Annotated in this window: 23 protein-coding genes and 1 pseudogene; 10 read left to right on the top strand and 14 right to left on the bottom strand. The window is 69.6% G+C overall.

The annotated features are described in order from the left end of the window. Positions 1-56: 56 nt before the first annotated feature. Both LDQ05_RS16155 and LDQ05_RS16150 read left to right on the top strand, forming a co-directional pair. On the top strand, positions 57-815 hold the full coding sequence (locus LDQ05_RS16155; protein WP_226437976.1) for a LamB/YcsF family protein: 759 nt from the start codon (positions 57-59) through the stop codon (positions 813-815). 7 nt (positions 816-822) lie between these two features. Next, positions 823-1,431, top strand: coding sequence for a 5-oxoprolinase subunit B family protein (locus tag LDQ05_RS16150; RefSeq protein ID WP_226437978.1), 609 nt, complete (start codon positions 823-825; stop codon positions 1,429-1,431). Between the two features lie 14 nt (positions 1,432-1,445). Here the strand turns inward: LDQ05_RS16150 and mgtE are convergent, their stop codons facing one another. After that, entirely contained in the window at positions 1,446-2,801 is a 1,356-nt protein-coding gene (gene mgtE, locus LDQ05_RS16145; RefSeq protein ID WP_226437975.1) for a magnesium transporter, read from the bottom strand. Between the two features lie 81 nt (positions 2,802-2,882). On the opposite strand from mgtE, the gene LDQ05_RS16140 reads away from it, so the two are divergent. Beyond that, complete coding sequence (locus tag LDQ05_RS16140; protein ID WP_226437977.1) at positions 2,883-3,746, top strand: 5-oxoprolinase subunit C family protein; 864 nt, start codon at positions 2,883-2,885, stop codon at positions 3,744-3,746. Here the strand turns inward: LDQ05_RS16140 and LDQ05_RS16135 are convergent, their stop codons facing one another. From LDQ05_RS16135 to carD, 6 genes are all read right to left on the bottom strand, one after another. Beyond that, positions 3,747-4,331 (bottom strand): hypothetical protein, encoded by a 585-nt coding sequence (locus tag LDQ05_RS16135; protein WP_226437974.1) that lies wholly within the window; start codon positions 4,329-4,331, stop codon positions 3,747-3,749. A gap of 230 nt (positions 4,332-4,561) precedes the next feature. Then, positions 4,562-5,527 carry a 23S rRNA (guanosine(2251)-2'-O)-methyltransferase RlmB gene (gene rlmB, locus LDQ05_RS16130; protein ID WP_226437973.1) on the bottom strand — a complete coding sequence of 322 codons (966 nt, stop codon included), beginning with the start codon at positions 5,525-5,527 and terminating at the stop codon, positions 4,562-4,564. Next, positions 5,527-6,921 carry a cysteine--tRNA ligase gene (cysS, locus tag LDQ05_RS16125; protein ID WP_226437972.1) on the bottom strand — a complete coding sequence of 465 codons (1,395 nt, stop codon included), beginning with the start codon at positions 6,919-6,921 and terminating at the stop codon, positions 5,527-5,529. The genes rlmB and cysS overlap by 1 nt, the downstream gene beginning before the upstream one ends. Positions 6,922-6,932: 11 nt before the next feature. Continuing rightward, positions 6,933-7,409: a 2-C-methyl-D-erythritol 2,4-cyclodiphosphate synthase gene (ispF, locus tag LDQ05_RS16120; protein WP_226437971.1), complete on the bottom strand. Its 477-nt coding sequence runs from the start codon at positions 7,407-7,409 to the stop codon at positions 6,933-6,935. A 20-nt stretch (positions 7,410-7,429) separates the two neighbouring features. Beyond that, positions 7,430-8,137 (bottom strand): 2-C-methyl-D-erythritol 4-phosphate cytidylyltransferase, encoded by a 708-nt coding sequence (gene ispD, locus LDQ05_RS16115; protein ID WP_226437970.1) that lies wholly within the window; start codon positions 8,135-8,137, stop codon positions 7,430-7,432. A gap of 42 nt (positions 8,138-8,179) precedes the next feature. Then, on the bottom strand, positions 8,180-8,668 hold the full coding sequence (gene carD / locus LDQ05_RS16110; RefSeq protein ID WP_226437969.1) for a CarD family transcriptional regulator: 489 nt from the start codon (positions 8,666-8,668) through the stop codon (positions 8,180-8,182). Positions 8,669-8,943: 275 nt separating this feature from the next. Between carD and LDQ05_RS16105 the strand changes: the two genes are divergently transcribed. Together LDQ05_RS16105 and radA are read left to right on the top strand one after the other, a co-directional pair. Continuing rightward, positions 8,944-9,573, top strand: a complete 630-nt coding sequence (locus LDQ05_RS16105) for a copper chaperone PCu(A)C domain-containing protein (RefSeq protein WP_226437968.1) — start codon at positions 8,944-8,946, stop codon at positions 9,571-9,573. A 155-nt stretch (positions 9,574-9,728) separates the two neighbouring features. Continuing rightward, positions 9,729-11,120 (top strand): DNA repair protein RadA, encoded by a 1,392-nt coding sequence (gene radA, locus LDQ05_RS16100; RefSeq protein WP_226437967.1) that lies wholly within the window; start codon positions 9,729-9,731, stop codon positions 11,118-11,120. A 114-nt stretch (positions 11,121-11,234) separates the two neighbouring features. On the opposite strand, the gene LDQ05_RS16095 is transcribed toward radA, so the two are convergent. After that, positions 11,235-11,798, bottom strand: a complete 564-nt coding sequence (locus LDQ05_RS16095) for a PaaI family thioesterase (RefSeq protein WP_226437966.1) — start codon at positions 11,796-11,798, stop codon at positions 11,235-11,237. A 94-nt stretch (positions 11,799-11,892) separates the two neighbouring features. On the opposite strand from LDQ05_RS16095, the gene disA reads away from it, so the two are divergent. After that, the gene (gene disA / locus LDQ05_RS16090) at positions 11,893-12,981 is read left to right on the top strand and encodes a DNA integrity scanning diadenylate cyclase DisA (protein WP_226437965.1); all 1,089 of its coding nucleotides are present in this window, start codon (positions 11,893-11,895) and stop codon (positions 12,979-12,981) included. A 16-nt stretch (positions 12,982-12,997) separates the two neighbouring features. Here disA and LDQ05_RS16085 read toward each other — a convergent pair whose 3' ends face one another. Together LDQ05_RS16085 and LDQ05_RS16080 are read right to left on the bottom strand one after the other, a co-directional pair. Next, on the bottom strand, positions 12,998-13,756 hold the full coding sequence (locus LDQ05_RS16085) for a hypothetical protein (protein ID WP_226437964.1): 759 nt from the start codon (positions 13,754-13,756) through the stop codon (positions 12,998-13,000). Positions 13,757-13,848: 92 nt separating this feature from the next. Then, positions 13,849-14,466, bottom strand: a complete 618-nt coding sequence (locus LDQ05_RS16080; protein WP_226437963.1) for a carbonic anhydrase — start codon at positions 14,464-14,466, stop codon at positions 13,849-13,851. Between the two features lie 95 nt (positions 14,467-14,561). Between LDQ05_RS16080 and LDQ05_RS16075 the strand changes: the two genes are divergently transcribed. Then, positions 14,562-15,443, top strand: a complete 882-nt coding sequence (locus LDQ05_RS16075; RefSeq protein ID WP_226437962.1) for an iron-sulfur binding domain-containing protein — start codon at positions 14,562-14,564, stop codon at positions 15,441-15,443. Here the strand turns inward: LDQ05_RS16075 and LDQ05_RS16070 are convergent. After that, positions 15,413-16,177 carry an alpha/beta fold hydrolase gene (locus tag LDQ05_RS16070; RefSeq protein ID WP_226437961.1) on the bottom strand — a complete coding sequence of 255 codons (765 nt, stop codon included), beginning with the start codon at positions 16,175-16,177 and terminating at the stop codon, positions 15,413-15,415. The two genes, LDQ05_RS16075 and LDQ05_RS16070, sit on opposite strands and share 31 nt — an antisense overlap. A gap of 33 nt (positions 16,178-16,210) precedes the next feature. On the opposite strand from LDQ05_RS16070, the gene LDQ05_RS16065 reads away from it, so the two are divergent. After that, a complete protein-coding gene (locus LDQ05_RS16065; protein ID WP_226437960.1) occupies positions 16,211-16,516 on the top strand; it encodes an antibiotic biosynthesis monooxygenase family protein in 306 nt (101 codons plus the stop codon). A 72-nt stretch (positions 16,517-16,588) separates the two neighbouring features. Here LDQ05_RS16065 and LDQ05_RS16060 read toward each other — a convergent pair whose 3' ends face one another. The 3 genes from LDQ05_RS16060 to LDQ05_RS16050 form a co-directional block, all read right to left on the bottom strand. Then, a complete protein-coding gene (locus LDQ05_RS16060) occupies positions 16,589-17,314 on the bottom strand; it encodes a DsbA family oxidoreductase (RefSeq protein WP_226437959.1) in 726 nt (241 codons plus the stop codon). A 147-nt stretch (positions 17,315-17,461) separates the two neighbouring features. Beyond that, entirely contained in the window at positions 17,462-17,902 is a 441-nt protein-coding gene (locus tag LDQ05_RS16055; RefSeq protein WP_226437958.1) for an OsmC family peroxiredoxin, read from the bottom strand. Positions 17,903-18,155: 253 nt separating this feature from the next. Continuing rightward, positions 18,156-18,743, bottom strand: coding sequence for a TIGR03086 family metal-binding protein (locus LDQ05_RS16050; protein WP_226437957.1), 588 nt, complete (start codon positions 18,741-18,743; stop codon positions 18,156-18,158). 61 nt (positions 18,744-18,804) lie between these two features. On the opposite strand from LDQ05_RS16050, the gene LDQ05_RS16045 reads away from it, so the two are divergent. Further along, positions 18,805-19,752 carry a helix-turn-helix transcriptional regulator gene (locus LDQ05_RS16045; RefSeq protein ID WP_226437956.1) on the top strand — a complete coding sequence of 316 codons (948 nt, stop codon included), beginning with the start codon at positions 18,805-18,807 and terminating at the stop codon, positions 19,750-19,752. Between the two features lie 61 nt (positions 19,753-19,813). Next, a pseudogene (locus tag LDQ05_RS16040) lies at positions 19,814-19,938 on the top strand (encapsulin); the annotation flags it as partial.

Raw genomic sequence — 19,938 nt, 5'->3', positions numbered from 1 at the left:
ACTTCTGGTAGCCCCAGCTACCAGAAGTGCGCACGGGTGGAAATTAGACTTGTGGCGTGAGCAGTATCGACCTGAACAGTGACCTCGGCGAGAGCTACGGACAGTGGCAGCTCGGCGACGACGACGCGATGCTCGAACTCGTCACGAGCGCGAACATCGCGTGCGGCTTTCACGCCGGTGATCCGGCGATGCTGCTCGAGACGTGCCGCGGCGCCACGAAACGCACCGTCCGCATCGGCGCCCAGGTCGGATACCACGATCTGAGCGGGTTCGGCCGCCGCTTCATCGACATCGCCCCGGCAGACCTCACGGCGGAGGTCATCTACCAGATCGGCGCGCTCGACGGACTGGCCCGAGCCGCCGGATCGTCGGTGCGCTACGTGAAACCGCACGGCGCGCTGTACAACGCGATCGTGCACCACCGCGAGCAGGCACGCGCCGTCGTCGCCGCCGTCCGCGCGTACGACGCGACACTGCCGGTACTGGGTCTGCCCGGCTCGGTGTTCCTCGACGAAGCCGAACGCGCAGGCCTCGTCACGGTCGCCGAGGCGTTCGCCGACCGCGCCTACGCCCCCGACGGCACCCTCGTGTCGCGCCGGGAGCCCGGGGCCGTGCTGCACGATCCGGACGTCGTGGCGCGCCGGGTGCTGCGCATGGTCGCGGAGGGGACGGTCACCGCGATCGACGGCAGTGCCGTGCGGGTCCCGGCCCGCTCGGTGTGTATCCACGGCGACTCCCCCGACGCGACGGCGATGGCCGTTGCGGTGCGGGCCATGCTCGACGCCGAGAACATCGATGTCCGCTCGTTCGTGTGAGCCCGCGATGCGGATCCTGCGCAACGGAGACACCGGCCTGCTCGTCGAGTACGGGACCCTCGACGACGTCCTCACGCATTTCCGGGCGCTCGACACCACGCGACCACCGGGGATCGTCGAACTGATCCCCGCGGCACGCACCGTCCTCGTGCGTTTCGACCCGGCCGCCGTGCACGCCGACGCCGTCCGGCGGTGGATCGCCGGCACCCCACCGGCGCCGCCCGGCACGGCACCGGTCGACCACGTCGTCATCGGGGTCCGCTACGACGGACCCGACCTCACCGAGGTGGGTGCGCTCACCGGGCTCGGCGCCGACGGGGTCGTCGAGGCCCACACGTCCGCGACGTGGACCGTCGCGTTCGGTGGTTTCGCACCGGGATTCGCGTACCTGTCGGGCGACGACGACCGGCTGCACGTGCCGCGGCGGGAGTCACCGCGCACGGTCGTCCCCGCCGGGTCGGTCGGGCTCGCCGGGGAGTTCTCCGGTGTCTACCCGCGCCGTTCCCCGGGTGGATGGCAGCTCATCGGGTCGACGACGCAGCAGTTGTGGATGCCCGCCCGCGACCGCCCGGCGCTGCTGCGCCCCGGAGCACGTGTCCGATTCGAAGCACTCTGACCGTCCGCGACGGTTCAGAGCCCCAGGACGGCGCGGGCGATCAGGAAGTACACCACCAGCCCCGTCGCGTCGACGAACGTAGTGATGAACGGGTTGGAGAACACCGCGGGATCCGCGCGGATCGCGCGCGCCACCAACGGCATCGCCCCGCCGACCGTCGCGGCGAGGGTGCACACGCTCACCAACGTCAACCCGATCACCGCACCCACCTGCGTGTCGTAGACCAGCGCGGTGAGCACGAACGCGACCGTGCCGAGGAGCACCCCGAGCGACAGTCCGACCCGGAACTCGCGGGCGACCACCTTCCCGACATCGCGGGGTGTCACGTCGTCGAGCGCGAGTGCCCGGGTGACGGTGGTCGCGGCCTGATTCCCGGTGTTGCCGCCGGTACCGATGAGCAGCGGCACGAACAACGCGAGGGTGACGACCTCGTCGAGGGTCGATTCGAACACTTCGAGCACCTGCACCGTCAGGGTGGCACCGAGCGCCAACACCAGCAGCCACACCACCCGCGACCGCACCAACTGCCCGATCGGGGCGGCCAGATACGGTTGCCGCAGCGGTTCGGTACCGCCGATGCGTGCCTGGTCCTCGCTGTCGGCGACCTCGAGGATCCGCAGCGCGTCGTCGACGGTGAGGATCCCGACGAGCCGGGTCTCGTTGTCCACGACCAGCAGCGCGAGGAGTTTCAGTTCGGCGCAGCGCCGCGCGGATTCCTCGGCGTCGTCGGTGGCGCGCACCCAGTAGGGGTCGCGCATGATGTCGGCGACCACCGTCGCGGGGTCGGCGCTCATCAACTCGCGCAGCCCGACCACTCCGACCAGGACGCGACTGCCGTCGAGGACAGGAAGTGTGTAGACGGTCTCGGCGTCGTCGAGTCGCCGCTCGACGACCTCGAGGGCCTGCGCCGCGGTGGTGTCGCTACGGAGCGACACGTACTCCGGGCTCATGCGTCGCCCGATCGCTCCCTGCGGGTACCCGAGGATCGTCGCGGTCATCTCGCGTTCGGACGACGGTAGGCCGCGCATCAGGCGGGCAGCGACCTTCGCGGGGAGTTCGTCGAGCAGTTCGACGCGGTCGTCGGGTTCCAGGTCGGCGAAGATCGCCGCGACCTGATCGTCCTGCAACCCGACCACGAGGTCGCGCTGCAGGCTCGGATCGAGGCGTTCGAACACCTCCAGCGCGCGCCCCTTGGGAAGCAGCCGGTACAGCACCGCCCGGTCGGTCCGGTTCAGCCTCTCGAGCACCCCGGTGATCCGGTCGGCGTCGAGATCGGCGACGGCCGAGGTCACCTCGGACAGGCGACCGCCGTCGAGGGCGCGTTCGACGACGCGGGTCGTCGAGCGGGTGTCGATCTCGTCCTGGCTCATCCGTCGGCCTTTCCGCTACGCACACGTGGCCCCGCGACGCGGGCCGTTCCCAGCCTTCCAGCAGTGCGCGACAATGACACGATGGCATGGCTCGAGGTCACATCCGCCGGAATGCTCACGACCGTGCAGGACCGGGGCCGGACCGGTCACGGCGCGCTCGGACTCACCGAGTCCGGTGCGGCCGACCGTGCTGCGCACGACGCCGCGAACCGGCTCGTCGGGAACGATCCCGCGGCTGCGACGCTGGAGGTGACGGGCGGCGGGCTCGCCGTGCGCAGCGTCGGTGCCACGACCGTCGCGGTGACCGGCGCCCGGGTCGACGTGCGGGTCGCGGCCCGGCCGGTCGGCGACTGGGCCCGGGTGTCGCTGCGGGACGGTGACATCCTGACGATCGGTGTTCCCCAGGACGGGCTGCGGGTGTATCTGTCGGTCCGCGGCGGCATCGACGTACCCGAGGTTCTCGGAAGCCGCGCCACCGACACATTGTCGGGCACCGGACCGGAACCGGTGCGTGCCGGCGACCGGTTGCTCGTCGGGGCGATGGCCGCTGCTCTACCCGACGAGGAGCAGTTCCCGCCGCCGGCTCCGCTCGACGATCCCGCGGAGTTGCGGGTTCGGATCGGTCCGCGCGACGACTGGTTCACCCCACCGTCCGTCCGCGCGCTGACACGCGAGACCTGGACGGTGACACCGCAACTCGACCGCGTGGGTATCCGCTTCCGAGGACCGGGTCCGCTGCACCGGGCGCGGCACGGGGAGCTCCCGAGCGAGGGTATGGTGGCGGGTTCGATCCAGGTCCCGCCGCAGGGGCATCCGGTGCTGTTCCTCGCGGACCATCCCGTGACCGGTGGCTATCCGGTGATCGCGGTCGTCACCGCGGACGATCTGTCGCGTGCCGCGCAGTTGCGTCCGGGACGGCGGGTGCGGTTCGTTGCGGCGCCGTGATCAGGATCCGTCGGTCCGGGGTCGCAGCAGTGCCGACGAGGTGCGCGGCGGAAACAGTGCCGCGACACACTCCCCGCCACCCCCCTCGAAACGAACCGTGTTTCTCCGCACCGATATCCGCGACACGACGCGGTCGTCTTCGAGAACCCGGATCGACCCGTCGAGCACGTGGTCGAATGCGAATCGCGCCAGTTCGTCCGGAAACTCGTTCCGTCGCCCGCGCAGGACCCGACGCATGCGGGCACGCGGCGACAGGAAGGTGTCGATCAGATAGCGCATCCAGCGATCGGCGAGGTAGAAGGGTGCGTTGCCGTCCCACACCAGTGCGGTGCCGTCGGGGGTCGGAACCCACTGACACCACGACAGCGGACGGCCACGCGCGGGCAGTCCGTCGCAGGGCGCCCGGTGCGGACCGCTGCGCGGGCCGGCGAACGCGGTGAGGAAGTCGATCTCGGCGCGCTGCAGCGGTGGGTCGATCGTGATGCGGCCGGTGAACGCGGTGGCGTGACGCGTGGTCGCGGTGGTGTGGGGCGTGGTCGCGGTGGTGTGTGCGATCGGATGACGGGTGGCCGGCCGGTGCGGCATGTGTATCCCCTCTCGGCGTCTCTACCGGTTTCGGCGTCTCCAGGGTTTCGGAGTCGCTACCGGTTTCGACGCAGCACGGGCCCGATCGGTTCCCTCGGTCGCGGGAAAGACCCGGAAACGGCTCGTCCCCCGGCCGGAGCCGAGGGACGCCGGGTACGACCACGGCGGCGCCGTGCGATGTCAGCCGCGGCGGCGCCGTGCGATGTCAGCCGCGGCGGCGCCGTGCGATGTCAGCCGCGGCGGCGCCGCGCGATGTCGGAGAGCACCACGCCCGCCGCTACCGACGCGTTGAGCGACTCCACTTCGCCCGCCATCGGGATGGAGAGGATCTCGTCGCAGGTCTCACGCACGAGACGGGAGAGTCCCTTGCCCTCCGAGCCGACCACGACGACCAGGGGGTCGGTGCCGTCGAAGTCGTCGAGGGAGGTGTCGCCGCCGGCGTCGAGGCCGACGACGCGCACGCCCTGCTTCTGCCATTCCTTGAGGGTGCGGGTCAGGTTGGTGGCGCGCGCGACGGGAAGTCGGGCTGCGGCGCCCGCGCTGGTGCGCCACGCGACCGCGGTCACCGACGCGCTGCGTCGCTGGGGGATCACGACGCCGTGTCCGCCGAAGGCGGCCACCGATCTGATGACGGCGCCGAGGTTGCGGGGGTCGGAGATGTTGTCGAGTGCCACGAGCAGGGGCCGCTCGTGGTTCTCCTTCGCCCGCACGATCAGGTCGTCGGGGTGCACGTACCGGTACGGCGGGATCTGCAGGCCGATGCCCTGGTGCATGCCGTTGGCGGTGAGCCGGTCGAGTTCGGCGCGGGGGACCTCGAGAATGGAGATGCCCATGTCCGCGGCACGCTGCACCGCTTCCTTGAGTCGGTCGTCGGAGTCGGCGCCGATCGCGACGTACAGCGCGGTCGCGGGCACGTCGGCGCGGAGGCACTCGACGACGGGGTTGCGCCCGAGGACCATCTCGGGTTGGTCGTCGTTCCTGCGCCCGGCCGGGGAGCGGTGACCGCGAGGGTTCTCCGCGGCCTTCGCCGCGGCCCGCGCCCGCTTCGCCGCCGGGTGGTAGCTGCGGTCGACGGCTTTCGGCGTCGCGCCGCGTCCCTCGAGTCCGCGTCGTCGCTGTCCGCCCGACCCGACGGTCTGGCCCTTCTTCGTTCCGCCCTTGCGCACCGCGCCGCGGCGCTGGGAATTGCCTGCCATCACTGTCCTGCTTTCAGGGACCATTCGGGTCCGTTCGGCGTATCGGTCACTTCGACCCCCGCCGCGGTCAGACGATCACGCACCTCGTCGGCGACCGTCCAGTTCTTCTCTGCTCTCGCCGCCTGCCGGCGTTCGAGTTCGGCACCGATGAGCACGTCGAGCGCGGCGAGCGCATCGGAATCGTCGCGGGACGTGCTCTGCCAGTGCTCGTCGAGGGGATCCACTCCCAGGATGCCGAGCATCGCCCGGACCTGTGCGGCGATCCGCACGGCTTCGTCGAGATCACCGTTGTCGAGTGCCTTGTTGCCCTCGCTGCGGCGACGGTGGATCTCGGCGAGGGCCTTGGGCACTCCGAGGTCGTCGTCGAGTGCGGCGGCGAAGTCTTCGGTGGGTTCGCCGAGGGGGACGTCGCCGGCCCGGTCGCGGGTCTTGACGACGAACGATTCGAGTCCGCGGTAAGCGGCGGCGGCTTCGTCGAGAGCGGCGTCGGAGTACTCGAGCATCGACCGGTAGTGGGCGCTGCCGAGGTAGTACCGCAGTTCCTGTGGGCGTACCCGGGTGAGGACGTTGGGGATGGACAGCACGTTGCCGAGGGACTTCGACATCTTCTCACCGCCCATCGTCACCCAGCCGTTGTGCAGCCAGTACCGCGCGAATCCGTCGCCGGCGGCTCTGGCCTGCGCGATCTCGTTCTCGTGGTGCGGGAACACCAGGTCCATGCCGCCGCAGTGGATGTCGAAGGACGACCCGAGGTAGTACCCGGCCATCGCCGAGCACTCGAGATGCCAACCGGGCCTGCCCGGTCCCCAGGGTGTGGGCCACGAGGGTTCGCCGGGTTTCGCCGCCTTCCACAGTGTGAAGTCGCGGGCGTCGCGTTTGCCTTCCCCGGCGCTCTCGCCCTGGTGGACGTCGTCGATGCGGTGCCCCGACAGGCAGCCGTACTCGGGGTAGCTCAGGACGTCGAAGTACACGTTGCCGTCGGATGCGTAGGCGTGACCACTGTCGACGAGACGCTGCATCAGTTCGACCATCTGGGTGATGTGTCCGGTGGCGCGTGGCTCGACGGAGGGCGGCAGCACACCGAGCGCGTCGTAGGCGCGGGTGAAGGCGCGTTCGTAGGTCGTCTTCCACTCCCACCAGGGCCTGCCTGCGTCGGCGGCCTTCCGGAGGATCTTGTCGTCGATGTCTGTGACATTTCTCACGAACGCGACATCGAAGCCCTTCGCGGCGAGCCACCGTCGCAGCACGTCGAAAGCGACACCGCTGCGTACGTGGCCGATGTGCGGTTCGCCCTGCACGGTGGCACCACACAGGTACACCGAGACGTGGCCGGGGACGAGCGGCTCGAAATCCCGCACTGCCCGTGTTTCGGTGTCGTAAAGGCGCAAAGTCACGACCTCCGATCCTACCGTTCGTCGTCGAGCGGCAGTACGAGCGCGGTGGCGACGGCCGCCACACCCTCGCCGCGACCGGTCAGTCCGAGGCCGTCGGTGGTGGTCGCGGACACCGATACGGGTGCCCCGAGAAGGTCCGACAGGACGCGCGCGGCCTCGTCGCGGCGCGGTCCGATCTTCGGGCGGTTGCCGATCACCTGCACTGCGGCGTTGCCGACCCGCCAGCCCTGCTCGGTGAGCAGCGTACGGACGTGTTCGAGCATGCGGGCGCCGGAGGCTCCGGCCATCTCGGGTCTGTCGGTACCGAACACCGTGCCGAGATCACCGAGACCGGCCGCGGACAGCAGGGCGTCGCACAGGGCGTGCGCCGCGACGTCACCGTCCGAATGCCCGGCGCATCCGTCGGCATCCTCGAACAGCAGTCCGGCCATCCAACAGGGACGGCCGGGTGCGACGGGGTGGACGTCGGTTCCGATTCCGACTCGCATGTCTCCGACGGGCACGGCGTTCAGCTCTCCTCTTCGACGCGGTCGGCGAGCATCGCGCGCGCGAGCGTCAGGTCCAGCGGGGTGGTGATCTTGAAGGCGAGGGGGTCGCCGGCGACGGTGTGGACGGGTTCACCGAGCCGCTCCACGAGTCCGGCATCGTCGGTGGCGTCCCCGGCGTCCCGGTTGGCCCGTGCGAGCAGGTCTGCGTCGAACCCCTGCGGGGTCTGCACGGCCCGCAGGGACGCGCGGTCGGGTGTCGCGGTGACCCGCCCCTCCCCGTCGACGCTCTTGATCGTGTCGGCGACCGGCAGCACGGGGATCACTGCGCGCCGCCCGGCACGCAGTTCGTCGACGACCCGGGCGAACAGTCCCGCGGGGGTCAGTGCCCGCGCCGCGTCGTGGACGAGCACGTGCCGCGCACCGACCCGCTCCGCCACCGTCAGACCCGCCCGCACCGAGTCGGCGCGTTCTGCGCCGCCCGCCACGACGGTCACCCGGCCGGCGCGGGCAGCGCCCACGAGTTCGTCGACGTCGCGGTCGACGAGCTCCGGTGGCGCCACCACCACGACCTCGTCGACCACACCCGAGTCGAGCATCGCCTCGACGGCCCGATCGAGCATGGTGCGGCCGTCGAGTTCGACGAAGGCCTTCGGAAGCGCTTCGCCCAGACGAACGCCGCGGCCGGCCGCCGGAATGATTCCGACGACCGGCCCGCGGCGATCGTTCATCGTGCGTATTCGGTTCACCGGTGGTGTCGATCGCGCAGCCGCTCAGGACGCGGCGGCGAGCACCTCGTCGAGGATGGTCTCGGCCTTGACGTCGTCGGTGCCCTCGGCGAGCGCCAGCTCACCGACGAGGATCTGACGTGCCTTCGCGAGCATCCGCTTCTCGCCCGCGGACAGGCCACGATCCTGCTCCCGGCGCCACAGGTCGCGCACGACCTCCGCAACCTTGTTGACGTCACCCGACGCCAACTTCTCGAGATTGGCCTTGTACCGCCGTGACCAGTTGGTCGGTTCCTCCGTGTGCGGTGCGCGCAATACCTGGAACACCTTGTCGAGGCCCTCCTGGCCCACGACGTCGCGCACTCCGACGTACTCCGCATTCTCGGCGGGTACCCGAACCGTCAGGTCACCCTGCGCGACTTTCAGAACCAGATATTCCTTCTGCTCCCCCTTGATGGTGCGTGTTTCGATTGCTTCGATCAGCGCCGCACCGTGATGGGGGTATACGACGGTGTCTCCGACCTTGAAAATCATGTGTCCCGTGCCCCTTTCGATTTTTCCAGTTTAACACGTGATCACCGCGCCCTCTCATCAACGGTGCAGGTCAGGGGCACCGCCACGTGAGCGTAGGGGTTGACATGCAATCGGTTACGTGCATGAGGTGATGCGCGACACACCGGACAAACGGGGACGTTCGCGCCGGTCGGAGCACACGAATCGGCAACATCGACGCCCCCGGCGCACACGGGGCGCACCACTACTACTACTCTGCCTAGTGGATTGCGAGCCTTACCCGAGTGGAGGAACCCGTGACTGCTCTCAACGCGCCGACTCGCCGAGTCGCGACCGCCGTCGCCCTGGCCGCGGGTGCGACGCTCACGCTGTCTGCGTGCGGTGCCGGACAGATCACCCAGACCTCCTCGCAGGTCGCCGCGGTGAACGGCAACAGCGCCACCGTCGGCGACATCGCGATTCGCAACGCCCATGTCATCTTCCCGGATTCCGAGGAATACAGCATCGAGGCCGGCGGCACCGCCCTCCTCGGCTTCACGATCGTCAACCTCGACGGGTACACCCCCGATGTCCTCACCGGCATCTCGACCGACTTCGCCGGATCCGTCGTCGGTGCCGAAGACCTCACGATCCCGGCCTCCGGTGCGGTCGTCGCGGGTGTCTCGTCGGCCACCGCGGCGACCGACGAGTCCGTCGACGAGTCACCGCAGCCCGCGAACCCCGAGGGCGACACGCCGATCGTGCCGACGGTCGAGACCGTCGAGATGGTCGACCTCACCGAGGATGTGCGTCCCGGCCTGACCATCCCGGTCACGTTCACGTTCGCCGAGCACGGCGACGTGACGGTGTCGGTGCCGGTGGACGCGGGCCCCGAACTCGACCGGCACGAGTCGGAACTGTCCCCGATCATCGGCGAGGCCCACTGACGCGTCCCGTCCACACGGACCACCGAGGCGTCCCACAGCCTTCGGGAGGGCCCAGGTGAGCTCACGCTCACCCGGGCCCTCCTTCGTCCGGGCACCCCGACTCCCGGCGCCGCCCCCTTCCCCGGCGTGTCGGTCGCTCCGCATATCCTCCGGCCGTGGCCAAGACCAAAACCCTCTACCGCTGCTCCGACTGCTCGCACACCGTCGCGAAGTGGGTCGGGCGCTGCCCCGACTGCGGGACGTGGGGATCGATGGACGAGGCGCCGGTGCAGCCCACCGCGGTGGCGTCCCGGGCCGGTACCTCACTGGCGCGGGCCGGCGCGGCCGCCGTCCTGCCGTCGACACCGGCCACCCCGCTGAGCCGCGTCGACGGCACCGCGACACTCGCGAAGCCGACGGGGATCACAGAACTCGATCGAGTCCTCGGCGGGGGCGTGGTGCCCGGCTCGGTGGTATTGCTCGCGGGCGAACCCGGCGTCGGCAAGTCGACGCTGCTGCTCGAGGTCGTACACCGGTGGGCGGAGCGCAGTCCCGACGACCGGTCGCTGTACGTCACCGGTGAGGAGTCGGCCGGCCAGGTCCGGTTGCGGGCCGATCGCACGGGTTCGGTGCACGACCGCGTGTTCCTCGCCGCCGAGTCCGATCTCGCGACGATCTTCGGTCACGTCGAACAGGTGAAGCCGACGCTGCTCGTCGTCGATTCGGTGCAGACGATGCTCGCGGCCGACGTCGACGGCGTCACCGGTGGTGTCACGCAGGTCAAGGCCGTCACCAGTGCGCTGACGTCCTTGGCGAAGGCCACCGGGATCCCCGTGCTGCTCATCGGGCACGTCACCAAGGACGGCGCGGTCGCCGGCCCCCGGTCGTTGGAACATCTCGTCGATGTGGTCCTGCACTTCGAAGGGGACCGGCATTCGACGCTGCGCATGGTGCGCGGCGTGAAGAACCGGTTCGGGGCCGCCGACGAGGTGGGGTGTTTCGAGTTGACCGAGGGCGGCATCGTCGGTGTCAGCGACCCGACGGGGTTGTTCCTGCAGCACCGCACCGAATCGGTCGCGGGTACCGCCGTGACGGTGACGATGGACGGCAAACGTCCGCTGCTCGGCGAGGTGCAGGCGCTCGTCGTACCGACGCAGAACCCGTCGCCGCGACGCGCCGTGAGCGGACTCGACTCCGCGCGGGTCGCGATGATCCTGGCGGTGCTGGAGCGCCGGTGCAACGTGCGCGGGCTCGGCAAGTGCGACGTGTACGCCTCGACCGTCGGCGGGATGAGAATCACCGACCCGTCCGCCGATCTCGCGTTGGCGCTCGCGGTGGCCTCCGCGGTCCACGACCAGCCGTTGCCCGTCGGAACGGTCCTGCTCGGTGAGGTGGGGTTGGCCGGTGAGGTCCGGCGGGTCGTGGGCGCGGGCCGACGTCTCGCCGAAGCGCACCGGCTGGGATTCACACGGGGTGTGGTGCCGCGCGACGTCGAGGGCGCCCCGAAGACCATGCGCATCCACGAGGTGGCGAACCTCGGTCAGGCTCTGCTCACGCTGCCGTCCTGAGAAGAACAGCGCGATCGGCCGACCTGTCGGCGTCCGGTGCGAACATGTGCTCGTGTCCGGTGCCCCGATCTGCCCGACGCACACCCACCGTGACCGCGCGGAGCCGGAACGGGCTCAGACCGACGAGATGTCGAGCCCGGTCGACGGTGCACCGTCGACGAAGTCCTTGCCCTTCTCGAAGTGCTCGTGCCCGACCACGATGAACAGCCCGTGAGAGGTCCCCACGATCACGTCCGGGTCGGCGAACGGGCCGCCGACGATGCGTGCCTCGGCGCTCGTGTACACCTTGCGACGAACCGTTCCCTCGACCCTGGCGGTGAACTCGAGGACCGCACCGAGCGGGATCGGACGCTTGAAATCCGTGCCCATGTGCCCGGTGACGACGGCGCGGCGCAGCACCGCGTTGCACGCCATCCCCTGCGCCTCGTCGAACGCGGTCATCAGGATGCCGCCGTGGATGAATCCCGGGCCGCCCTGGAAACGCTTCGCGACCTCGAAGCGTCCGGTGACGACAGGTCCTTCACCGAGGGTGAAGGTCAGGCCCAGCCCGGTCGGCTGTTCGTCCCCGCAACCGAGGCACTTCGGCCAGTGCTGGGGCATCGGGGATCCCGGACCGGGGTGGTCGTCCGGCAGTTCCGGAACGACGAGGTCGTCGGGCAAGGTCCAGGTACTACTCATGAGAAAGTAATGTAGTTGCGCGCCAGGTTGCCACCGTCCGGCAGCCTCCGCGAATGTGACATCGACCGCACGTGCCGGCAGGAGGACCTCACAGATGACGGAGTCGGCCATGTCGGCGACACTCGGCGAGACCATCGCCCGACTGGCCCCCGGCACGGCGCTGCGTGACGGGCTCGAACGGATCCTGCGCGGACGCACCGGCGGCCTGATCGTCCTCGGATTCGACGACCGTGTCGCGGCACTGTGCGACGGCGGTTTCGAACTCGACGTCGAGTTCGCCCCCACCCGGCTCCGGGAACTCTCGAAGATGGACGGCGCGGTCGTGGTGTCGACGGACGGCAGCCGGATCGTGCGCGCCAACGTCCAGCTCGTGCCCGACCATCGCATCCCGACCATCGAATCCGGCACCCGGCACCGCGCCGCCGAACGCACCGCCATCGAGACCGGGTACCCGGTGGTGTCGGTGAGCCAGTCGATGAGCATCGTCAGCGTGTACGTGGACGGTCGTCGCCACGTCATCAACGATTCGGCGATGATCCTCTCGCGTGCCAACCAGGCCGTCGCAACGCTCGAGCGGTACAAGGCGCGGCTCGACGAGGTGACCCGGCAGCTGTCCGTCGTCGAGATCGAGGACATCGTCACCCTCCGCGACGCACTGACGGTGGCGCAACGCCTGGAGATGATGCACCGACTGTCCGTCGAGATCGAACAGGACGTGCTGGAACTCGGCACCGACGGCCGGCAACTCGCGCTGCAACTCGAGGAACTCGTCGGCGACAACCTGCTGGCCCGGCAGCTGCTCGTTCTGGACTATCTGGCCGGCGAGGACGTTCCGTCGACGCGGGACGTCGCGCAGGCGCTCGAACGGCTCGGTCGCCTGACCGACGTGGAGCTGCTGGACCTGACGACCCTGGCGAAGGCCTTCGGCCACCCCAACACCATCGAGGGCCTCGAGACGTCGATGAGTCCGCGCGGCTACCGGGTGCTGCACCGGGTACCGCGACTGCGGGCGCGGCAGATCGAGCGGCTCGTCGGGGCCTTCGGATCCCTGCAGGGGCTGCTCGCCGCGACCGCCGCCGACCTCCAGGCCGTCGAAGGGATCGGTGCGCTGTGGGCGCGCTACATCCGTGAGGGCCTGTCGCGGCTGGCCGAGTCGGCCATCAACCACTACGACCGACCGTGAGCAGCGACCGATGCCGTCACGCGATGTTGAACGGCTCCGGTGTGCTGCGCAGGCCGCCGAGCTGACCGACGACGGTGTAGGCACCCGGACCGACGGGTTCGCGGGGTGCCTCACAGCCGGGTTCGGACGTCGTACCCGACCACTTGACCGAGAACGCGGCCTGGTCGCCCGGGCCGAGCGAACGCACATCGGCGGTCGACTCCGGGAAGCAGTCGGTGTTCGACCACAACCGCCGGTTGCCGTCGAGCGAGTACACCAACACCTCCTGCAGTCCCGCCCCGAGGTCACGTTCGCACGTCGACGTGCCGATGTTGGTGATGACGATCGTGAACTCCGGTTCGGCGCCGACCTGGTAGTTCGCCTCCGAGGAGGTCACCCGCACGGCGAGGGACTGATCGGAGCACTGCCCGTCGGAGAGCGCCGCGGCCGTCGCCGGGGTGGTCGCCGCGGTGTCACCGGACGCGGCACCGGCGTCCGACGATCCGGTTCCGCCCGCGGCCCCGCCGGATCCCGACCCGCCGGATCCGGTCTCCGCGCCTGCGGCATCGGCGGAGCCGTCCGCAGCGGCCGCGGTCGTGGTCGTGGTCGTGGTCGTGGCCGATTCGGATGCGACCGACTCGGATGCGAGCGGTTCGGTCTCCGGATCGTCGCCGCCACCGATCAACGCCACCGCCGCCCAGATCACCAGGATCAGCACGAGCACCGCGACGATGATCGCGACAACACGTCGTCGCCAGTAGATCTCCGGGGGCAACGGGCCGTTGGGTTCAAGCACGCTTCACACGGTAGGTGGCGGTTCGGGTGATCGCTACATCGTGGGCGGCGTGTCGCGCCTCTCGGGCGTCACACCGCCCCGATCGGGCGATTTCAGACGCCGATGTCGCCGATGTGGCCCCGTAGCTTCACGTGGCCGTCGTCGAGCTTGTACGTCACGCCCACCACGGCGCACCGGCCGTCGGCGATGCGCTCGGCGATGATCTGCGAGCGTTCGGCGAGCAGCTTGCCCGTCTCCACGACGTGGCGACCCTCGAGTTCGTCGACTGTCGACAGGCCCTCCTTGCGACCGATCAGGATCGACGGGGTGACGCGCTCGATGATGCTGCGGATGAACCCGGACGGGACCTCACCCTGGTCGAGGGCGGTGAGGGTCGCACCGACCGCGCCGCAGCTGTCGTGGCCGAGCACCACGATGAGTGGCACGTCGAGGATGTCGACGGCGTATTCGATGGATCCGAGGACGGAACTGTCGATCACGTGTCCGGCCGTGCGGACGACGAACATGTCGCCGAGCCCCTGGTCGAAGATGATCTCGGCGGCCACGCGGGAGTCGCCGCAACCGAACAGCACCGCGGTCGGGTGCTGCCCGTTGACGAGTTCGGTGCGTCGGGCGATGCCCTGGCTGGGGTGCAGCGGGCGATCTTCGACGAACCGCTGGTTACCCTCGGTCAGGGCCTTCCAGGCGGAGATGGGATTCGAGTTCGGCATGCGCTCATTATCCACCCGCAGTTGTGACGGGCTCCGTGCGGGAGTGGTTTCCGAGATGTGAACAACACATCTCGACGAGTCCGAAGGAGACGAGAGTGCCGGTCGATACGACCGCCCTGCTGCGCTGGTACGACGTCGCAGCACGCGATCTGCCGTGGCGTCGCGACCAGGTGACGGCCTGGCAGATCCTCATGTCGGAGATCATGCTGCAGCAGACACCGGTCGCGCGCGTGGCACCGATCTGGGAGGACTGGGTGCGCCGCTGGCCGGTACCGTCCGCGATGGCGCAGGAGAGCCCCGCCGAGATCCTGCGGGCCTGGGGCCGACTCGGATACCCGCGCCGCGCGTTGCGGCTGCACGAATGCGCGGGTGTGCTCGCCACCGACCACCACGACCGGGTACCGGACGACGTCGACGTGCTGTTGTCCCTGCCGGGGATCGGTGCGTACACCGCGCGGGCGGTCGCGTGCTTCGCGTACGGGCAGCGCGTTCCCGTGGTCGACACCAACGTGCGGCGCGTCGTGGCACGGGCCGTCCACGGCTCCGCGGAACCCGGAAACCCCTCCACCAAAAGAGATCTCGCGGACGTCGAAGCACTGCTCCCCCGCACCCGCACGCGGGCCGCGCGTTTCTCGGCGGCGCTGATGGAACTCGGCGCGACCATCTGCACGGCCCGCAACCCCGAGTGCGGTCGGTGCCCGCTACCGGAATGCGCGTGGCAGGCCGCGGGAAGCCCCGCCCACGACGGGCCGCCGCGGCGGGTGCAGAAGTTCGCGGGTACCGACAGGCAGGTCCGCGGGCGGCTCATGGCGGTGCTGCGCGACAGCGACCTCCCCGTCGAACGGCAGACGCTGGACGCGGTGTGGCTCACCGACCCCGGCCAACGCGACCGCGCACTGCACTCGCTGCTCGTCGACGGACTCGTCGAGCAGACCGACGACGGCCGTTACGCACTCGCCGGGGAAGGTTCTCGCTGACCGAGGCCCGACAGGAAACCCTCGACTGCGGTCCGGTACTCGTCGGGGCGATCATCGTGGACGAGGTGCCCCGCGCCCGCGATACGGATGTACTCGGACCCGGGGCGCGCAGCCATCTGCCGCATCTGTCCCTCCGGGGTGATCGTGAACTCACCCTCGATCAACAGAGCCGGACCGCGCACGGCATCCCACTCACCCCAGAACTCGCGGGTTCCCCATTCCTCGGAGATGTCACGGAACGTCGCGACGTCCCCGTGCAGATACCAGCCGTCGTCGCGGCGGGTGAACGAGTCGAGGAAGTATCTGCCCGCAACCGGGCCGAAGTAGTCGAGCACCTCGTCCTCCCCCGGGAAGGGCTGCGGCCACCGTTCGATCATCGCCGCCCAGTCCGCTGCGGTGCGCCCCCGGAAATCGGGGGCCATGTCCTCGAGGACCAGCGCCGCGACGAGACCGGGACGCGCCGCCGCCAGACACCAGGCGTGGAGCGCACCCATCGAATGGCCGATCACGATCAGCGGTTCGTCGAACCCACCCAGATGCGACGCGAGATCCTCGACGAACGCGTCGGTCGACAACACCGCGGGCGCGGGCCGACCGTGCCCGGCGGCATCGAACGTGTACACGTGCCCGTGCTCACGCAACCACGGCACCTGCCGGCGCCACGTGCGGGCACTGCCCATCAACCCGTGCAACAGCAGGATCGGACGTCCGTTTCCACCCTCGTCGTGCAACACAATCGCCCAAGGTAGCGGAGTAGGCTCGCGCGCATGGCAGTCGTGAAGATCAACGCAATCGAAATCCCCGAGGGTGCGGGCCCCGAACTGGAGAAGCGGTTCGCGAACCGCGCCCACACCGTCGACGATTCTCCCGGTTTCCTCGGGTTCCAGTTGCTCCGTCCGACGGCGGGCGAGAACCGCTACTTCGTCGTCACCCAGTGGGAGACCGAGGAGGACTTCGCCGCGTGGCGGGACGGAGACGCACGCGCAGCCCACGCGGGCGAGCGCAAGCAACCGGTCGCCACCGGTGCGTCGCTGCTCGAGTTCGAGGTCGTTCTCGACGTCAAGAAGGCCTGACAGGCCGCTGGAGCCGGCCGGGAACACCCGGCAGGCTCGCCACGTGCCGATCCTCCGTTCGAGGTGACGCGATCACACCGCGCACGTGTCGCCTTCGCATCCGTCTGCGTCTCCGGCGGCGACGGGGTCCGCGCTGTCCGCGTCCGTGACCGCGCGGTCGAGCAACGTGAGGAAGACGTCCTTCGGTTGCGCACCCGACACCGCGACGGCACGGTTCGCGACGAAGAACGGAACTCCGGTGACACCGAGTCGTCGCGCTTCGAGGAGATCCGCGCGAACCGAATCCGCGGCGGAATCGGATTCGAGGTCGGCGCGGACCTTCGCGGCATCCATGCCCACCGCCTCGGCGATCCGCACGAGGCTCTCCCGATCGTCGATGACGTCACCGTCCACGAAATGCGCGCGGAAGAGCGCCTCGACCAGCGCCTCACGCCTGTCGCCCGCGAGGTGCAGGAGGCGGTGCGCGTCGAAGGTGTTCGCGGCGATCACCGTGTCGAAATCGATGTCGATGCCCACCTGTCGCGCGGTCGCAGCGACCTGCGCGAACATCTGTCGCACCTGCTCCGCGGGCATCCCCTTCATCTCGACCAGCGCGTCGACCTCGGGTCGGCGGAGCCCCACCGGGGTGTCGGGCGCGAGCTGGTAGGACCGCCACGTCACCGCGACGCGGTCACGGTGTTCGAATTCGGCGAGCGCGTCGGCGAAGCGGCGCTTGCCGATGTAACACCACGGGCACGCGATGTCGGACCAGATCTCGATGTGGGCGGTGGGCAGGGCCGTGTCGGCAGGTGTGGTCACGATTGCGACAACGCCATCCTGATCGCGGTTGTTCCGCCGTGTCGGTGTGAGCGTCCGGACACCCCCGCGTTCCCCGCACTCCGTCACGGTGCCGTTGCCGAGAAGTCGCTCTCGGCAACGGCACCGACGAATCGGGTTCGGGTCCGATCAGGACTCGAGTGCCGCATCCAGGGTGATCTCGACACCGGTCAGGGCCCGGCTCACCGGGCAGATCTCCTTCGCGGTCTGCGCGGCGGTCGCGAAACCATCCGCGTCGAGGCCCTGCACCTCACCACGTACCGTCAGCTTGATTCCGGTCAGCCGGAAACCGACCTCGGGATGCGGTCCGAGCGACACGTCCGCCACCACCTCGAGCGACTGCGGGGTGCCACCGGCCTCGGCGATGACCGCCGACAGCTGCATGGCGAAGCACGTCGAATGAGCGGCCGCGATGAGTTCTTCGGGGCTGGTGGTGCCGTCCGCTGCATCGGCCGCGCGCTTCGGGAACGACACATCGAACGTGCCGCGCCCCGAACTCGTGAGCTCCACCTGCCCCGATCCGTCCTCGAGTCCACCGTTCCATGCGGTTCGGGCGGTACGTGTGGGCATTGATCTGCTCCCTTCCGTCGGTTCCGTCGCCGAGCGGGTGCACATGCCGACACCCGCTCAGGCCCGAACCTACGCCGTGGCCGGCGGAATCGGGGAGCTTCCCCCGCAATGGCCGGCGCCCGCCTCCTCTCCCGCCTCCGGCGGGACCGAGCGAATGTATCGCCGGCTCGAATCAGTCGAGTGAGTGGTACATTCGCTCACCCCGGCAGACGCGGCTCACCGCGGCGGACGCGGCTGATCCGTCGACGGACGCTCACCGCCAGGGTGCGCTGACCCGTCCCGACCAGTTCGCGAGCCGCTCGGTCGGTCCCGCATCCGCAGCGGACTCGACGACAGCGCCGAACGGAATCGGTCCTCCGCGCGGCTCCGCCGGCAGCGCGACCTGCATGATGCCCAACGCTGCCGCAGCCAGTTCGGGGTCCGCCTCGGCCGATTGTCCCGTCGCCACGGCGAGATCCCAGCCGTGGACGAGCGCTTCGTTCAGCGCGATGAGAATCGCCGCGCGACCGGGGAACGTTCCCCACGGTGCGGTGACGGGGGTGTCGAGCATCGCGTCGTCGTCCCAGACCGTCCAGTACCGGTCGGCCGCGGCACGCAACGTCGCGATCCAGTCCTCGGAGTCGGTGACGACGTCGGGGACGGTCAGCGGGTCGCCGCCCTCCCCGATGACGCGACCTCGGTCGACCGTTCCGACGATGTGGCCGATCAGAGAGTTGACGTCGAACTCCGGACAGGGTGTGGGGGCGTCGAACCGGTCGGGTGCGGTTCCCTCGATCAGGTCGGCGACCCGGTCGAGTGCGGCGCGGAAGAGGGGGCGGGGGTCCGTCTGCATCGTGGTCATGAACCCATGGTCGACCCCATACACGTCATCTTGTGTCATGTATTCGTGAAATATTCGACGTATGCGAGCCGAACGACTGTTGTCACTTGCGCTGCTACTGCGGAATCGCGGTCGGATGACGGCACCGGCCATCGCCCGTGAACTCGAGGTGTCGGTGCGCACGGTGTTGCGGGACGTCGAAGCGTTGTCGGCGGCCGGGATACCCGTGTACTCGGAGCGCGGCCGCGACGGCGGGTTCACGTTGTTGCCCGGATTCACCACCGACCTGACCGGGCTGACCGTCGACGAGACCGTCGCGTTGCTCGCTGCAGCCACGTCGACGGCCCCGACCTCGCTGGGCATGGCGCCGGCGTTCGCAGCGGCGATGCGCAAGGTCACCGTCGGACTGCCCGACACCCAGCGCGCCGCGGCAGCGAGGGTGTCCGAACGGGTGCTGGTCACCGTGTCCGGGTGGCTCACCGAAACCCGGACCGATCGGTTCCTCGGGACGGTGCAACGTGCGGTGTTCGACGACCGACGCCTACGCATCCGCTATCAGCCACGCGGTCGTGACGCGGGCTGGCGCACGATCGATCCGCTGGGGCTCGTCAGCGCCGCCGGCCGTTGGTACCTGGTTGCCACGCACCGGGGTTCACTGCGCACCTACCGACTGTCGCGGATGATCGACGTTCACGTGCTGGACATCGAATCCGTCCGACCGCCGGATTTCGACCTCGCCGCGGCCTGGGACGAGCGTCGGGCACGATTCCGCGACGAACTCGTGACCGTGACGGCCACCGTCCGCGTGCACGACACCCGCCTCGACGAACTGGTGGCGACGACGATCTCGACCCGCGACGTGCGACCCGACGGCGACGGGTGGTCACGCGTCGACGTCGAGTTCGGCGGCGCCCGTCACGCGGGCGCCGTGATGTGGCAGCTCGACGACGATGCGGAGATACTCGCTCCCACCGAGATGCGTGACGCGGTCCGCGACCGGGCCCGCAGGCTGGCCGACCGGCACGGTTGACCCCACCCCCGTCGAGCGAATGGCACATCCGCTCGAATCAATCGAGCGGATGTACCGTTCGCTCACAGCCCGCGGCGGCGACTTCGACCTGCAGGTCGGCCAGGATCTGTCGATCGGCTACACCTCGCACGACGCCGAGAACGTGCACCTGTACCTCCAGGAATCGCTGACGTTCCTGGTGTACAC

Source organism: Rhodococcus yananensis (assembly GCF_020515525.1).
Taxonomy (GTDB): Bacteria; Actinomycetota; Actinomycetes; order Mycobacteriales; family Mycobacteriaceae; genus Rhodococcus; species Rhodococcus yananensis.
Note: the sequence above shows the minus strand (reverse complement) of the source record. Positions and strands in the feature narration are given on the sequence as shown.

What these genes read in the sequence shown, in the direction of transcription:
- LDQ05_RS16150 (WP_226437978.1), top strand. Translation starts at nt 823, where the DNA reads ATGCGGATCCTGCGCAACGGAGACACCGGCCTGCTCGTCGAGTACGGG.
- mgtE (WP_226437975.1), bottom strand. Translation starts at nt 2,801, where the DNA reads ATGAGCCAGGACGAGATCGACACCCGCTCGACGACCCGCGTCGTCGAA.
- LDQ05_RS16140 (WP_226437977.1), top strand. Translation starts at nt 2,883, where the DNA reads ATGGCATGGCTCGAGGTCACATCCGCCGGAATGCTCACGACCGTGCAG.
- LDQ05_RS16135 (WP_226437974.1), bottom strand. Translation starts at nt 4,331, where the DNA reads ATGCCGCACCGGCCGGCCACCCGTCATCCGATCGCACACACCACCGCG.
- rlmB (WP_226437973.1), bottom strand. Translation starts at nt 5,527, where the DNA reads ATGGCAGGCAATTCCCAGCGCCGCGGCGCGGTGCGCAAGGGCGGAACG.
- ispF (WP_226437971.1), bottom strand. Translation starts at nt 7,409, where the DNA reads ATGCGAGTCGGAATCGGAACCGACGTCCACCCCGTCGCACCCGGCCGT.
- ispD (WP_226437970.1), bottom strand. Translation starts at nt 8,137, where the DNA reads ATGAACGATCGCCGCGGGCCGGTCGTCGGAATCATTCCGGCGGCCGGC.
- carD (WP_226437969.1), bottom strand. Translation starts at nt 8,668, where the DNA reads ATGATTTTCAAGGTCGGAGACACCGTCGTATACCCCCATCACGGTGCG.
- LDQ05_RS16095 (WP_226437966.1), bottom strand. Translation starts at nt 11,798, where the DNA reads ATGAGTAGTACCTGGACCTTGCCCGACGACCTCGTCGTTCCGGAACTG.
- disA (WP_226437965.1), top strand. Translation starts at nt 11,893, where the DNA reads ATGACGGAGTCGGCCATGTCGGCGACACTCGGCGAGACCATCGCCCGA.
- LDQ05_RS16080 (WP_226437963.1), bottom strand. Translation starts at nt 14,466, where the DNA reads ATGCCGAACTCGAATCCCATCTCCGCCTGGAAGGCCCTGACCGAGGGT.
- LDQ05_RS16065 (WP_226437960.1), top strand. Translation starts at nt 16,211, where the DNA reads ATGGCAGTCGTGAAGATCAACGCAATCGAAATCCCCGAGGGTGCGGGC.
- LDQ05_RS16055 (WP_226437958.1), bottom strand. Translation starts at nt 17,902, where the DNA reads ATGCCCACACGTACCGCCCGAACCGCATGGAACGGTGGACTCGAGGAC.
- LDQ05_RS16050 (WP_226437957.1), bottom strand. Translation starts at nt 18,743, where the DNA reads ATGACCACGATGCAGACGGACCCCCGCCCCCTCTTCCGCGCCGCACTC.
- LDQ05_RS16045 (WP_226437956.1), top strand. Translation starts at nt 18,805, where the DNA reads ATGCGAGCCGAACGACTGTTGTCACTTGCGCTGCTACTGCGGAATCGC.